Annotated in this window: 10 protein-coding genes; 1 reads left to right on the top strand and 9 read right to left on the bottom strand. The window is 72.6% G+C overall.

Annotated elements, in window-relative coordinates:
* Window positions 1-9: 9 nt before the first annotated feature.
* Both BLT82_RS02945 and BLT82_RS02940 read right to left on the bottom strand, forming a co-directional pair.
* Entirely contained in the window at window positions 10-1,197 is a 1,188-nt protein-coding gene (locus tag BLT82_RS02945) for an ROK family glucokinase (RefSeq protein WP_093652161.1), read from the bottom strand.
* Between the two features lie 256 nt (window positions 1,198-1,453).
* Window positions 1,454-2,791: a DUF2254 domain-containing protein gene (locus BLT82_RS02940; RefSeq protein WP_244291801.1), complete on the bottom strand. Its 1,338-nt coding sequence runs from the start codon at window positions 2,789-2,791 to the stop codon at window positions 1,454-1,456.
* Window positions 2,792-2,903: 112 nt separating this feature from the next.
* Between BLT82_RS02940 and BLT82_RS02935 the strand changes: the two genes are divergently transcribed.
* A complete protein-coding gene (locus BLT82_RS02935) occupies window positions 2,904-4,781 on the top strand; it encodes a glycoside hydrolase family 15 protein (RefSeq protein ID WP_093652160.1) in 1,878 nt (625 codons plus the stop codon).
* Between the two features lie 18 nt (window positions 4,782-4,799).
* Here the strand turns inward: BLT82_RS02935 and BLT82_RS02930 are convergent, their stop codons facing one another.
* The 7 genes from BLT82_RS02930 to BLT82_RS02900 form a co-directional block, all read right to left on the bottom strand.
* Entirely contained in the window at window positions 4,800-6,599 is a 1,800-nt protein-coding gene (locus BLT82_RS02930) for a cation:proton antiporter (protein ID WP_093652159.1), read from the bottom strand.
* 9 nt (window positions 6,600-6,608) lie between these two features.
* Window positions 6,609-7,661 (bottom strand): cytochrome d ubiquinol oxidase subunit II, encoded by a 1,053-nt coding sequence (locus tag BLT82_RS02925; protein WP_093652158.1) that lies wholly within the window; start codon window positions 7,659-7,661, stop codon window positions 6,609-6,611.
* Window positions 7,658-9,169, bottom strand: coding sequence for a cytochrome ubiquinol oxidase subunit I (locus tag BLT82_RS02920; RefSeq protein WP_093652157.1), 1,512 nt, complete (start codon window positions 9,167-9,169; stop codon window positions 7,658-7,660). Before BLT82_RS02920 ends, BLT82_RS02925 begins: the two co-directional genes overlap by 4 nt.
* A gap of 42 nt (window positions 9,170-9,211) precedes the next feature.
* A complete protein-coding gene (locus tag BLT82_RS02915; protein ID WP_093652246.1) occupies window positions 9,212-10,006 on the bottom strand; it encodes an SDR family oxidoreductase in 795 nt (264 codons plus the stop codon).
* A gap of 191 nt (window positions 10,007-10,197) precedes the next feature.
* Window positions 10,198-11,781, bottom strand: a complete 1,584-nt coding sequence (locus BLT82_RS02910; RefSeq protein ID WP_093652156.1) for a GMC oxidoreductase — start codon at window positions 11,779-11,781, stop codon at window positions 10,198-10,200.
* 171 nt (window positions 11,782-11,952) lie between these two features.
* On the bottom strand, window positions 11,953-12,867 hold the full coding sequence (locus BLT82_RS02905; RefSeq protein ID WP_093652155.1) for a cyclase family protein: 915 nt from the start codon (window positions 12,865-12,867) through the stop codon (window positions 11,953-11,955).
* Between the two features lie 8 nt (window positions 12,868-12,875).
* A complete protein-coding gene (locus BLT82_RS02900; RefSeq protein ID WP_093652154.1) occupies window positions 12,876-14,273 on the bottom strand; it encodes a chloride channel protein in 1,398 nt (465 codons plus the stop codon).
* Between the last annotated feature and the right edge of the window lie 11 nt (window positions 14,274-14,284).

The following is a 14,284-nucleotide window of genomic DNA, read 5'->3' as shown; positions in this document are numbered from 1 at the left end:
GGAGGGTCTTCACTCGGGGTCCTGGGGGGTGGGGCGGGCACTGTCGCCGGTGTCGCCGAGCCCTCCGGCGCTGCGGAGGACCTGGGCGTAGCGCTCGTATCTCTCGAACCGCTCGACGCGGCGCCGCTTGGCGCGGCGGAACCGGCGGGCGACGAGCCGCGCGAGGTCGGCCGCGCCGACCATACCCGCCTCGGGCCCGAGCTGGGCCTTGGCGATACGGGCCTCGGGCCGGTAGCCGCGGCCGGTGAGATGGCGCCGGAAGGCGTCCCGGGCGGGGCCGATGAGCAGGTCGTCGGCGGCGCTGACGCCACCGCCGATGACGAAGCACGACGGGTCGAGGGCGGCGGCGAGGTTGGCGATGCCGACGCCGAGCCACTGCCCGATGTCCTGGAGGAGCTCGACGCACATGGCGTCGCCCTCCCGGGCCAGCTCGGTGATCAGCGGGCCGGTGATGTCCGGGACGCTGCCCTTGACCCGCTCGATGATGTTGTAGGCGACCGGCGAGTCCGCGGCGGCCAGCTCGCGCGCCTCGCGGACCAGCGCATTGCCGGAGCTGTACTGCTCCCAGCAGCCGCGGTTGCCGCACGGGCAGCGGTGCCCCCCGGGCACGACCTGCATATGGCCGAACTCGCCGGCGACGCCGAACTTGCCCCGCTTGACCTGGCCGTCCTCCAGGATCGCGCCGCCGATGCCGGTACCGAGCGTGATCATGACGAGATGGTCCTCGCCGCGGCCGGCGCCGAAGCGCCACTCGGCCCAGGCGGCGGTGTTCGCGTCGTTGTCGACCATGACCGGGACGGCGAGACGGTTCTGCAGCGAGTCCCGCAGCGGCTCGTTGCGCCAGGCCAGGTGCGGGGCGAAGAGCACCTTGGACCGGTCGGCGTCCACCCAGCCCGCCGCGCCGATTCCGACGGCGTGCACGTCGTGCCGGTCGGAGAGGTCGAGGACCAGCTCCACGATGGTGTCCTCAACGACCTTGGGGCTCTTGGACTTGTCCGGGGTCTCCGTGCGGAGCTTCTCCAGGATCACCCCGTCGGCGTCGACGACACCGGCCATCACCTTGGTGCCGCCGATGTCGATGCCCACGGTGGGGACGCGCGGCGCGGTGAGGTGGGAGCGCCGTTCCCGGGTGCCGACGGTCCGCAGGACCGTGGCGCGGGCGGAGCCTCGGTGGGCGAAGTCGCGGTACGTGCTCAAGGCGTCCCTGCGGGTCGTGCGGGCGTTCCGGATCACCGGAGGCGGGCGGCGCCCGCCGTGCCCGATTGTGCCATCCGGGGGCCGCCCCGGCCCTGAGCGCCCGCGGCGCGGACCGTCCGCTCGCCCGCCCGGGACGGGGTGCCCGGCGTGGCACGGCACATCGCGCGCCGTGTGCCATGTCACACCCCGTATGCCACACCCCGTACGCCATGTTCCGCTTGTCATCTTCCGGGCACCGGGCGTGACCGGCACCCGCTCACATCCGCCGCCCCGCACCTCCCCCGATGCCCTGGCGGTCGGGGGTCAGCGCGGCGGTCCGCCGGTCCGGGTCGGAGTACTCGCGGTCGACCGCCTCGTCGAGGAGACGCAGTTCGGTCCGCACCGCCTCGAGGTGCCCCTCGGGCAGCCCGGCGTCCAGGAGTCCGTCGAACAGTGCCCGCAGGCGCCGGCAGATCTGCAGGGAGCCGGCGCCGTACTCGCGGATCTCCGTGACGGCGAGCTGGAGGAAGTCCTCCCACGAGCGGCCGGGGACCTCGAGCCGGGGCACGCCGCGGGCGTCGTGGAGGGTGTAGCGCCCGCTCAGCCGCAGACGCCCGATGGTGTGCAGGAACGCCTCGATGTGGTTCAGGACCTGCACCGCGGTCGTGGGGTCGTTCACCGCCGGGGAGAGCGCCCTGATGGCGATGTCCACCAGGATGCGCAGCCCGAATGCGGGGTCCTGCTCGATCGTCCGTTCGACGCCGAGCGCGACCAGGCCGGTCAGCTCACGGGAGGGTGGCGGCGAGGAGCCGCGGACCTCGAACAGCGTCGCGCCGGGCGGCACGAAGTCCCCCACCGGGTGGGTGAGGACGATGTAGGAGTCGTACCGCTCGGCGAGCGCCGCGAGCCGGGCCGGGTGGAAGCCCTGGAGCGCACCGCCGGTCGCGCAGAGAACCGGCGTCACCGGGCCCGCGGGCGGCGCGGGCGCCCCGTCCGCCTGCCGGAGCGTCCCGCTCGCGGCAAGCAGCGCCCCCTGGTGGATCACACGCCGCCCCGCCCGGGCGACCAGGGCCGCGATGGCCACCGGCCGCAGATTGTGGATGAAGCGGTTGAGATACATCAACAGCAGCACCAGGCTCGCGGCGACCGCCGCTCCCGCCAGGGTGACGCCGAGATCGGGCACGAAGTCCGCCTCGATGCTGCGCAGCAGCGAGAAGGCGAAGGCGAAGGTCCCGGTGAAGGTCGCGAGCACGGCCTTCTGGAGCCGGTCCCGGTACCAGAGCCGCATGTAGCGCGGCGAGAGCGTCCCGGTGGCCTGCTGGACGACGAGGATGCCGATGGTCACGACGAAGCCCAGCAGGGCGATCATGGCACCGACGATGGAGCTGAGGACGCTGCCGGCGGTGGAGGTGGAGTACCGCCACTCCTCCGGCACCCGGACGGCGCCGTCGAGCGCCACCGCGGCGTCCGCGAGGAGCGAGCCGAGGACGATCCCGAGCAGCGGAACGATCCAGAGGCACGCCATCACGTACTGGCGCAGCGCGAAGGCCGTCGCCCAGGACAGGGGCGCGCGGACCCGTCGGCTCGTCTTCCGTCGTGCGGTTCTCGCCTCCACGGTGGAGCCCTTCCCCGTACTTGGCGAACAGTCCCGAAAAGCCCGGAATGCATGCATTACCTAAGCTGATGGGGCGGCATCCGCTCGCGACCCAGAGCGAAAGGGGCTCGGGATGGGCGACTACCCCCTCATCGAGGACCACGGGCTGATCGGTGACCTGCAGACCGCGGCTCTGATCAGCACACAGGGGACGATCGACTGGTACTGCACCCCGCGATTCGACTCGCCGAGCGTCTTCGGCTCGCTGCTGGACAGCGACAACGGCGGGTACTTCAAGGTCGCTCCCGTGGACCGGACGTACGCCACCAAGCAGTTGTACCTTCCCGACACCGCCGTCCTGGTCACCCGCTTCATGACCGAGGCGGGCGCGGGCGAGGTCGTCGACTTCATGCCGGTCACGGGCCCCACGGCCACCCGGCGGCACCGGCTGGTGCGGCTGCTGCGCTGTGTCCGCGGCAGCCTCACCTTCAAGGTCGACATCGTTCCGCGATTCAACTACGGCCGCTCCCCGCACAAGCTGCACTACACCGAGCGCGGGGCGGTGTTCGCCGCCGACGACCTGGAGCTGACCGTCCACGCGGTCCGGGAGCCGGAGGACGTCCGGCTGGTCCCCCTCGACCTGGGCGACCACGACATGCACTTCACCCTCACCCTGGAGGCCGGCCAGGAGCGCGGGGTGGTCCTGGAGACCTTCGCGGACGGCCCGCCGCGGCACATCCACCACGCCGAGTTCATGCAGCTCTTCGACGAGACCGTGCAGTTCTGGCGCGACTGGCTCAGCCAGTCCCGCTACTCGGGCCGCTGGAGGGAGGCGGTCGAGCGGTCGGCGATCACGCTGAAGCTGATGACGTACGCGCCGACCGGGGCGATCGTGGCGGCCCCGACGGCCGGGCTGCCCGAGCAACTGGGCGGCGAGCGGAACTGGGACTACCGGTTCACCTGGATCCGCGACGCCTCCTTCTCCGTGTACGCGCTGCTGGGCCTCGGCTTCACCGGCGAGGCCCAGGCGTTCATCGGCTGGCTGCGCGACCGCGTCCACGAGACGGCCGGCCGCGACGGCGAATCGGGACCGCTGAACATCATGTACCGGGTCGACGGCTCCTCCGACCTCGAGGAGGACATCCTCGACAACTGGGCGGGCTACGAGGGCTCCAGCCCGGTCCGGATCGGCAACGGCGCGGCCTCCCAGCTCCAGCTCGACATCTACGGCGAGGCGCTGGACAGCATCTTCTTCGCGCACGAGCGGGGCATCCAGCTCGACCACCGCGGCTGGACCTCGCTGCGCACGCTCCTCGACTGGCTCACCGACCACTGGGACCAGCCCGACGAGGGGCTCTGGGAGACCCGGGGCGGGCGCAAGAACTTCACCTACGGACGGGTCATGTCCTGGGTCGCCTTCGACCGGGCGCTGCGGCTCGCCGCGGCGAGCGGCCGCCCGGCCTCGCTCGCCCGCTGGTCCCATGCGCGGGACAGGCTGTACCACCAGGTCCTCACCCGCGGGTGGAACGAGGAGCGGCAGGCGTTCGTGCAGCACTACGACACCGACGTGCTCGACTCGTCCCTCGTCCGGATGTCCACGGTGGGGTTCATCACCCCCGACGACCCGATGTGGACGGCCACGCTCGACGCCATGGACCGCGAACTGGTGAACGACAGCCTGGTCTACCGGTACAACCCCGAGGCGTCCCCGGACGGTCTGCGCGGCTCCGAGGGCACCTTCTCGCTGTGCACCTTCATGTACGTCGACGCGCTGGCGCGGGCCGGCAGGCTGAACCAGTCGAGGCTCGTGCTGGAGAAGATGCTCACGTACGCCAACCACCTGGGGCTCTACTCCGAGGAGATCGACCTGACCGGACGCCAGCTGGGGAACTTCCCGCAGGCGTTCACCCATCTCGCGTTCATCGACACGGCGCTCACGCTGGACGCGGAGCTGAACCGCGCACGCGGGGAGAGCCGTCCGCGGCACGCCCCGGCGGAGTCCAACCTCTGACCGCCCGCCGGGGGCCGTTCACCGGCCCCCGGCGGGCGGTCCCTGCGCGGGGCGCCCGCCGGGAGCCGGGCCCAGCAGCACGAGCCGGTCCCCCGGGCCCGGCCGGGCGGGCCGCGCCTCGGTGACCGGGTCCAGACGGCCGTCGGCCCGCAGGACGAACAGGGCGTCGTGGCCGGGCGGCGGTCCCTCGCCCGGCGCACCCACCGTGAACCGGGCGCCCTGTTCGTGGCGGGCCGCCAGCGCGTCCCGCCCGAGGCCAGGTCGGAAGAGCACGTCCGGTCCGGTGCGGGTGGCGACCGCCCCGGGGCCGTCGGGCGGCGGGCCGACGCGGTGGACGGGTCCGTCGACGCTGTCCCGTGCGACGACGGAGACCAGCGCGTTGAAGTCGTCGTCGTCCGTGAGCAGGAGGACGGCGGTGACCTCCTCGAGCCGCCCGGACGGGTCGGTCGCCGTGGCGAGGAGTTCCCCGGGGGCGGGTTCGATCCCGGCGCGCCGGACCTGCTGCCGCTGTTCCTCCGTCGCCGTCCACATCGTCACGTCGAGCCCGGCGGACGTCAGGCACCGGGCCAGGTCGACCGACCAGGGCCGGCCGCCGACGAGCAGCGGCCGGGCACGGGCCGGCCGGTTGATGCCCAGCGCGGCGGCGACCGGTGCCGCGGTCAGCCCGTAGACGAGGACGGTTCCCACGATCACCAGGAAGGTGACCGGGAGGATCTTGTCCGAGCCGGGCAGCCCTGCGCCGGCCAGCGTGGCGGCGAAGGCGGAGGCGGTGGACGCGGCGACGATGCCGCGAGGCGCCATCCAGGCGGTGAACGCGCGCTCCCCGCGCGGCAGTGCGCGGCCGTGGGTGGAGATCCAGGCGACCAGCGGCCGGACCACCAGGACGAGCGCGCCGATCAGGGCGAGCGTGGGCAGCAGCACGGGCCGGACGGACGAGGGGGCCACTCCGGCCGAGATGGTCACGAACAGCAGGCCGATGATGAGCTGGACGAGGGTCTCGAAGAACGGGCGCCGGGCCGGCATGCCCAGGCCCGGGAGATTGGCGACGGCGAGTCCCGCCACGACCGCGGCGATCAGCCCCGTGTCGTCGCGCACGATGTCGCAGCCCGCCGAGACCGCGACCACCGTGGCCAGTTGGGCGAGCGTCCCCAGCGACTCGCCCAGCCTGAGCCGGTGGAGGAGGAACCACAGCACGGCGGCGCCCACCGCGCCGCCCACCAGCCCGACCAGCCAGCTCAGCGCGAACTCGCCCGGGTGGAAGCCGCGGCTGAGCCGGAAGTCGCCGGCGATCAGGGAGTGCAGGACGAGGGTCCCGAGGATGGCGCCGACCGGGTCGATCAGGGTCCCCTCCCAGATCAGGATGCGCCGCACCCGGTCCGGGGGCCGTACGTGGTCGAGCAGCGGGCCCACCACCGTGGGTCCCGAGACGACGAGAACGGCGCCCAGCAGCACGGCCACGGGGAAGGGGACGCCGAACAGCGCGGGGGCGAGCGCCATGACGGACGCCCAGGTGGCGAGGACGCCGAGGACCAGGAGGCGGAGCACCACCGAGCGGGTGGCGCCCCGCAGCTGGCGCAGCCGGAGGCCGAGGCCGGCGTCGTAGAGGATCACCGCGACGGACAGCGAGACGATGGACGAGAAGTTGCCCGGCGCCAGCTTGTCGGGGTGGACGACGTCGGTGAGGGCACCGGCCGTGAACCCGGCGGGCAGGAGCAGGATCAGCGCCGGGACGCGCAGCCTGCTCGCGACGATCTGGGAGCCGACGGCGAGCAGCACGGTCAGGGCGATGCCCAGGAGGAACTGGTCGGGGGGAAGCATGCGCGGCCGTCAGTCGCGCCCGGCGGCGCTGCCGCCCCCGCCCTGCCGCAGATCGGACTCGGTGAGGGACTCCAGTTCGCCGTGGGTGTCGAGCCAGTAGAGCAGGACGAGCGCGGGACCGACGAGGACCACGGCGCCGAGGCTGACGAACAGCAGCCACACCAGTGTCGAGGGGGCGCCCGCCGCCTCCTCGACCGTCAGGGAGGTCGGGATGAGGTACGGGCGCTGGGCCACGCCCCAGGCGACGACGGCGGCGGCGACCATGCCCGTCGCGGTGAACCGGGACCAGCGGGCGTGTCCCCGCAGGAGCATCACCGCCGTCCCGACCGTGCAGACCACGGCCACGACGACGAGCACCAGGCCCGCTCCGTGGGTGAGTCCGTGCCACAGGTGGGGGGCGTCGCCGCGGACGACGAGGAAGGCGGCGGCGCCGAGCAGCACGACGACGGCCAGGGAGGCCAGGGCCCGGCGCCGGAAGTAGCCGACGAGATCGGGGGCGTCCCAGCGTTCCGCGTCGCAGGAGAGGAACACCGCGCCGAGGAAGGCGGTCGCCGTCACCGTCAGCAGCCCGAAGAAGAAGGACGTCGGATTGGCCCAGGCGTGCGCCGAGGCGACCGTGCCGGGCGCGGCCCGGCCGGAGGCGACGCCGCCGACGGCGGCGCCGAGGAAGTAGGGGGTGAGCAGCGAGGAGACGGCGAACAGAGCCCCGTACAGCCGCCGTCCGGCCACGCGCTTCATCGGCTTGCGCAGCGCGAATCCGGCGCCGCGCAGGACCATGCCGACCGCGGCCAGGGCCAGCGGCAGCCACATCGACGAGAACACCGTCTGGAACAGCACCGGGAATCCGGTCCACATGATGACCAGGACGAAGATCAGCCAGACGTTGTTGACCTCCCACACGGGCGCCATGGCGTGGTCGATCAGCCACCTGGGCCGTTTGCCGCGCTCGGCGCCGCCGGCGGTGAGGTCCCAGAACCCGGCGCCGTAGTCGGTGCCGCCGGCGCAGGCGTAGGCGGCGACGGCGAGCAGCAGTACCAGGGCGATGACTCCCGCTGTCGTCACGGCGTCCCGTCCTTCCCCGCCCGGGCCCCGGTGCCGGTGGCCGGGCCGGCTACGGGCGCGCGCGGGCCGTACGGTGTCTCGGCCTCGGGGCTCTCGGCCGGGGAGTCCGTCCCCCCCGCCGCGTCCGCGAGCCGCCAGCGGGTGCGCATCCTGAGCAGCAGTGCGAGGAACGAGCCGAAGATGAAGACGTACACGACGATCACGACGCCGAACATGATCCATAGCGTGGAGGACCGGGTCGCCGTGACCGCCTCCGCCACCCGCATGTTCTGGTAGACGATCCAGGGCTGCCGCCCCACCTCGGTGGTGATCCAGCCGCATTCGACGGCGACGACGGAGGCGACCCCGGCGCACGCCGCGCTGCGGTAGAACCACCGTGACTCCGGGAGCCGTTGGGGCGCGGGACGCTTCCGTCGGCGCCAGACGACCCACGCGTACCAGAGCACGAGCAGGACCAGCAGAGAGCCGATGACGACCATGATGTCGAAGGCCCAGTGGGCGATCGTGGCCTGGGTGGGGTTGGGCCGGTCGGAGGCGGGCACCGAGGTGAGGCCGGTGACCTTGGTGTCGGGCCTGAACCCCGCAAGGATGGAGTCGAGTTGGGGGATCTTGATGCCGCCGGTGACGGTGCCGTCCGGGTGCAGGCGGCCGAAGAGGTACTCCGGGACGTGGGTGTCGGTCTCCCACACGAGTTCCATCGCCGCGAACTTCACCGGCTGCTTCTGGAAGACGGAGCGGGCGATGGAGTCGCCGAGGACGAACTGGATGGGCGTGAAGACTGCGGCGACGGTGAACGGCACCGCGAAGCCGAGCCGGTGGTAGCGGTCCCTGCGCCCCCTGAGGATCCCGACGGCGTAGACGCCCGCGACGACGTATCCGGCGGTCACGAACATCGCCACGACGAAGTGCCAGTACTGCGGCCCGAACATCGGGGTGAAGATCGCCTTCCAGACGTCGACGTCCACGGGGTTGCCCGCGGAGTCGAGCCGGAAGCCGCGGGGCGTGTTCATCCACGAGTTGGCCGCCAGGATGCCGAAGGCCCCGAGGAGCGCGGTGGCCGGCAGCGGCACTCCGAGGAGGAAGTGCGTCCTCGCCGGGAGCCGCCGCCAGCCGTAGAGGTAGATGGCGATGAGGATGGCCTCCAGGAAGAACGCCCATGCCTCGACGCCGAACCCGATGCCGAAGACGTCGCCCCAGCGGCCCATGAGTCCCGGCCAGAGCAGCCCGAACTCGAAGGAGAGGACGGTGCCGGTGACGACTCCGACGGCGAACTGGATGGCCATGACGGCCGACCAGCGCCGGGCGAGCAGCAGGGCGGTGGGGTCGTGCCGGCGCAGTCCGCGGTAGTGCATGATCAGTGTGATCAGCGGCAGCGCGACCCCCATCGGCACGAGGATGATGTGGGAGGCGAGCGTGAACGCCATCAGCTCCCGGGCCGGGAGCAGTTGCGCGGGTGCCTCCGCGAGCAGCAGGTGCGCCCCGGCCGGCAGGGGTACCGGATTGTGCATGTGTGCCTTCGGTCGTCGGAGCCCTTCGGGTCGTGCGCGGCGTCAGCCGCCGGTGGCGAACCCGGGGAAGAGGGTCATGCCTCCGTCGACGTACAGCGTGGTGCCGACCACGTAGTCCATGAGGTCGGAGGAGAGGGCGACGACCGCGTGGGCGATGTCCTCGGGGTCGCCGACGCGGGCGTACGGGATGAGTGTGAGCAGGTCCCGTTCGGCGTCCGGGGTGTCCCAGGCGTCGGTGTTGATCGGGGTCTTGATGGCGCCCGGCGCGACCGCGTTGACCCGGATCTTCTTCGGGGCGAGCTCCTGGGCGAGGGTCTCCATCATCATCTGCACGCCGCCCTTGGAGGAGGCGTAGTTGACGTGGCCGGCCCAGGGGATGATCTGGTGGACCGAGCTCATGCAGACGATCTTCCCGGCGGCGCGCGACACCCCGGGGACGACGCCGCGCCGCAGGAACTCCTTGACCGCCTCGCGGGCGCACAGGAACTGGCCGGTGAGGTTGACGTCGATGACCTTCTGCCACTGGGCGAGCGTCATGTCGGTGAGTGCGGCGTCCCGCTGGAGGCCGGCGTTGGCGACGAGGATGTCGATGGTGCCGAACTCCTCGACCATCCGGCGCGTCATCTCGACGACCTGCTCCTCGTCGGAGACGTCGGCCTCGTGGGCGTAGGCGCGGACACCGGTGGCGGTGATCTCCTTGACGACCTCGTCGGCGGCTTCCTGGCCCGCCACGAAGTTGACGACGACGTCCGCGCCGGCCCGGCCGAGGGCGATCGCCGTCGCCTTCCCGATGCCCGAGTTGGCGCCGGTGACCAGTGCCTTCTGGCCCTTCAGCAGCTGCGGAACCGGGTACGGTGCCGCTCCGGCCTGGGAATTCACGATGCCTCCTGGGAACGTGCCTGCCTGCGGCCCGGGGCCGCGGCGGCGCTGGACGGAACCCGCGCGCCACGGAACCACCGGCGCGTGCCGTCAGGCGGACAGCGCACTGCCGTGTCGGCCGTTGGGTGGCCGATGTTCGCCCGGTCGGCTCAGCCGCGGAGCCGCTCGGTCATGTGGTCCCCGACGCGCAGGGCGTTGGCCATGGCGGTCAGGGAGGGGTTCACCGCGCCGATGCTCGGGAAGAAGCTGGTGTCGACGACGTAGAGGTTGTCGAGTTCGTGGGCCTTGCAGTTGGCGTCGAGGGCGGAGCTCGTCGGGTCGTTGCCGAAGCGGACCGTGCCGGCCTGGTGGGCGGTGGCCCCGATGGGCATCCCCTTGTGGAGATAGATGCTGTGCGGCAGCAGATGGTGCTCGTGCATGCCCAGCCGGCCCAGCATGCTCTGCAGCTTGTGGCGCAGCCGGTTCAGCCCGGTGATGTTGTTCTTCTCGTCGAGCGCGAGATGGATGGCCCCGTCCCGGTCCAGGGTGACGCGGTTGCCGGGGTCGGGGAGGTCCTCGCCGCAGAGCCAGAAGTCGACGGCGTGGTGGGCCAGCACCTCGAAGGGCATGTCGGGCGTCACGGCGCCGGCCCAGCGCGGGGCCTCGCCGTGGATCTGCTCGGCATCGGACTTGCCGAGCATCTGGATGCCGCCGAGGGGGTACTCCCAGTCGTCCGCGCCCAGGTACCAGTCGTGCAGGGCGAGGGTCTTCTGGAACCGGGTGTCGTTGGGTTCCTTCGACACCGCCATCAGCGCCAGGTTGTTGTGCCGCATGTAGTGGCGTCCCACGACGCCCGAGCCGTTGGCGAGCCCGTCGGGGTGCCGGTCGCCGGCCGAGGCCAGCAGCAGGGCCGCCGTGTTGACGGCGCCGCAGGCGACGGCGACGAGGTGGGACGAGAACCGGGCCTGGGTGCCGTCGTCGAGTTCGGCGACGACGGTGGTGACCGTGCGGCCCGTCGGGTCCGTCTCCAGCCGTGTCACCCGGGCGTTGGTGATCAGGTCCACGTTGGGGTGCTCCAGCGCGGGCTCGACGCAGATGACCTGGGCGTCGGACTTGCCGCGCACCAGGCAGGGGAAGCCGTCGACCCGGTCGCAGCGGATGCAGACGCTGGAGTGGGTGGCCCGGCCGTCGCGGTCCTGGCTCAGGTTGACCCCGATGGGCAGGTGGAAGGGGTGCAGGCCCTGCTTCTCGAGGTCGTCGCTCAACTGCTGGATGCGCGGCTCGTGTTCGACGGGCGGATGGAGGTACTGCCCGCTGACCACGCCCTCGGTGGGGTCCTCCCCGTGCCTGCCGTGCACGAGGTAGAGGTGCTCGGCCTGGGTGTAGTAGGGCTCCAGGTCCTCGTAGCTCAGCGGCCACGCCGGGGACTCACCGTCGTGGTGGCGGAGGATGCCGAAGTCCTGGGGGCGCAGCCGGAAGAGGGCGGCGCCGTAGAACTTGGTGTTCCCGCCGACGTAGTAGTTGACCTCGGGCGGGAAGGTGTTGCCGTACTTGTCGTACCAGAACTCCGGTGCGCGGTACTTGCCCTTGACGAAGACGGCCGTGGAGTCCCAGTTGTCGCGTTCCCGGGGGAGGTAGCCGCCGCGTTCCAGGAGGAGGACGCGGTGCCCGGTGGGCGCGAGGCGATGGGCGAGCGTGCCGCCGCCGGCTCCGGTGCCGATGACGATGACGTCGTAGTGCGGGGATTCGGTCATGGCAGCCACCGTTCTCGCGGTTCCGGGTCGGGGGGTCGGGATTCCGGCCCGGGTACGGGCGATTCGGGCTCGGGGGGCGGGTGGGGGTCGGGGCTTCGGGGTCGGGGGTTCGGATCGGTCGCGGGCCGGAGTCGGGAACCGGGGTTCGCCACGGCGTCACTGGGCCGGCGGTCACAGGACGGCGATCGGGTTGACGGGTGAGCCGGTGGCGTCCGGCAGACGCAACGGCGCGGCCGCGCAGAGGAAGCTCCAGCGGCCCTCCTGCTCGCAGACCGGTGCCAGCTCCTCGAACTGCAGATAGTCCATGAGGTGCATCCCCATGGCGTGGACGGTCAGGACGTGGACGGGGAAGCCGACTCCCGCGACGGCGCTCGGCGCGGCGTCGTTGTTGCCGTCGCTGCCGAGCATCGCGACGCGCCGGTCGACGAGGAACTCGACGGCCTCCGGGTGGAGTCCGGCGCGGGCCTCCGCCGTGTTCCAGGGACCGTGTTCCCGGCGTCTGAGCCGGTGCCCCACCCGGACCAGCAGCACGTCCCCCGGTCCGGTGTGCACCCCTTGGGCCGCCTCGGCCGCGGCCAGATCGGCGGCGGTGACCTGTTCGCCCGGCTCCAGCCAGGGAACTCCCCTGAGCCGGGGGATGTCCAGGAGCACGCCGCGGCCCACGACTCCGTCGCGTACGACGTCCACGGTGAGCTCGGTGGCGCCGTCCGGAGTCACACTGCCGGCCGGTACGCCGTTGTACAGCGTTCCGTCGTACATGACATGGCACAGGGCGTCCAGATGGCTGTCGACGTCCCCGTGCACGTTCATCGCGAAGCGGTCGCGGGCGAAGTCCAGCGGGTCGGAGAGCGGCCGGCCGGGTTCGGGCGCCGTCATCCGGTGCCGGGCGGGCTCCGGGTTGTCCGGGCCGGGCCGGGTGTCGACGGGCGTGCCGAGCGACACCGTCCGTCCCGTCAGGACCTCGCGGGTCGCCGCCACCACCCGGGCGGGAGTGAGGTGGCCCAGTGTGCCGCGCCGGTCGTCCGGGCCGCGCCGGGTCCGCTCGCGGACCCGTTCGCACAGGGCCCGGAACTCCTCGGTGCTCAACGCCCCGCTCACGGCGCTCCCCGCCCCGCGCCGGCCTTGGCCGGACGCACCGGTGCCGGCTCCGGGGGCGGCGCGCCGTGGGCGCCCGGCAGCACTTCGGTGGTGATGATCGCGACCACGGCCGCCAGGATCACCACGGGCGTCATGGCGATGCTGCCGAGCAGCAGGGCCACGAGCACCACGCTGCTGACCGGCAGCCGCAGGGCGGCGCCGGCCGATGCGGCCATGCCGGCCGCCATGCCCGGGATGACGCCGAGGCCGGGCAGCGGCGCCAGCAGGACGCCGGTCGCGGCGCCGAGGAACAGGGCGGGGAAGATGGGACCACCGCGGAGGCTGCCCAGACACAGCGCGTACGCGAGGCCCTTGAACGCGAGCACGGCGACGAGCGCCCCCACCCCCCAGGAGGCCGGTTCGGACGCCAGCTGCACCATCGTGCTCTGGCCGGACGAGGCGACGTCCGCGGGTGTCCGGCCGGTGATCCCGGTGTAGAGGGCGGCGCAGACGCCCGCTCCGAAGGCGCACAGGACGCTGAAGAGGACGGGCCGGGTGCGTACGAGCCCGGCCGCCAGCCGGCCGCCGACCTGGATCATGTGCACCAGCACGCCGACGACCGCGCCGATGAGCAGGGTCCAGCCCACGTCCCCGGCGTCGAGGTGGGGGAACGGCCCGGACAGCGGCAGCCGGAGACTGCCCGTCTGCAGTCCGGTCCACCGGCCGAAGCCCGTGAAGACCAGCGAGCCGACACCGCTCGACAGCAGTGCCGGCAGCATGACCGCGACCAGCCGGGGGCCGCCCACGCCGATGATCTCCATCAGCAGTACGGCGGCGATCACCGGGTTTCCGAGGACCACGGCGATGGCCGCCCCGGCCCCGGCCGCGCCCAGCAGCGCGGTGTTCTGGGACGTCACATTGCCGCGCGCGAGGTTGCGGAACAGCAGCGCGAGACCGCCGCCGAGGGCGATGAGCGGCGCCTCGGGACCGAGTGTGGCGCCGAGCGGGAGGCTCGCGGCCGCCGCGATGACCACGCCGGGCAGGGCCTTGGCCGAGGCGCCGCCGGGCTGGAGCCCGTACGCGGGGACGTGGCCGCCAGCGCCGGGCAGCCGGGCCACGACCAGGCCGACGATCAGACCGGCGATCGGCAGCAGCACCAGCGGCCACCACCACGGCGGGACCGGGTTGCCGAAGAGCGCGTTCGGCAGGTGGTCCCACATGAGGTGCTCGAGCTGGTGCAGGGCGACGAGGAACCAGAAGGCGATCAGCGAGATCGGGATCCCGATCAGCGCGGAGAACAGCAGCACCCGTCGGTACGAGGCGCTGAGGAGGAGACCGTGGAGCACGTCGGGCTCCGGCCGGGAGCTCCCCGGCGCGGCGTTCTCCCGCTCGGGCCCGGCCTGCGGCTGCGTCATCGGCGGCGGCC

The sequence above is a fragment of the Streptomyces wuyuanensis genome, from assembly GCF_900103455.1.
GTDB lineage: Bacteria > Actinomycetota > Actinomycetes > Streptomycetales > Streptomycetaceae > Streptomyces > Streptomyces wuyuanensis.
Note: the sequence above shows the minus strand (reverse complement) of the source record. Positions and strands in the feature narration are given on the sequence as shown.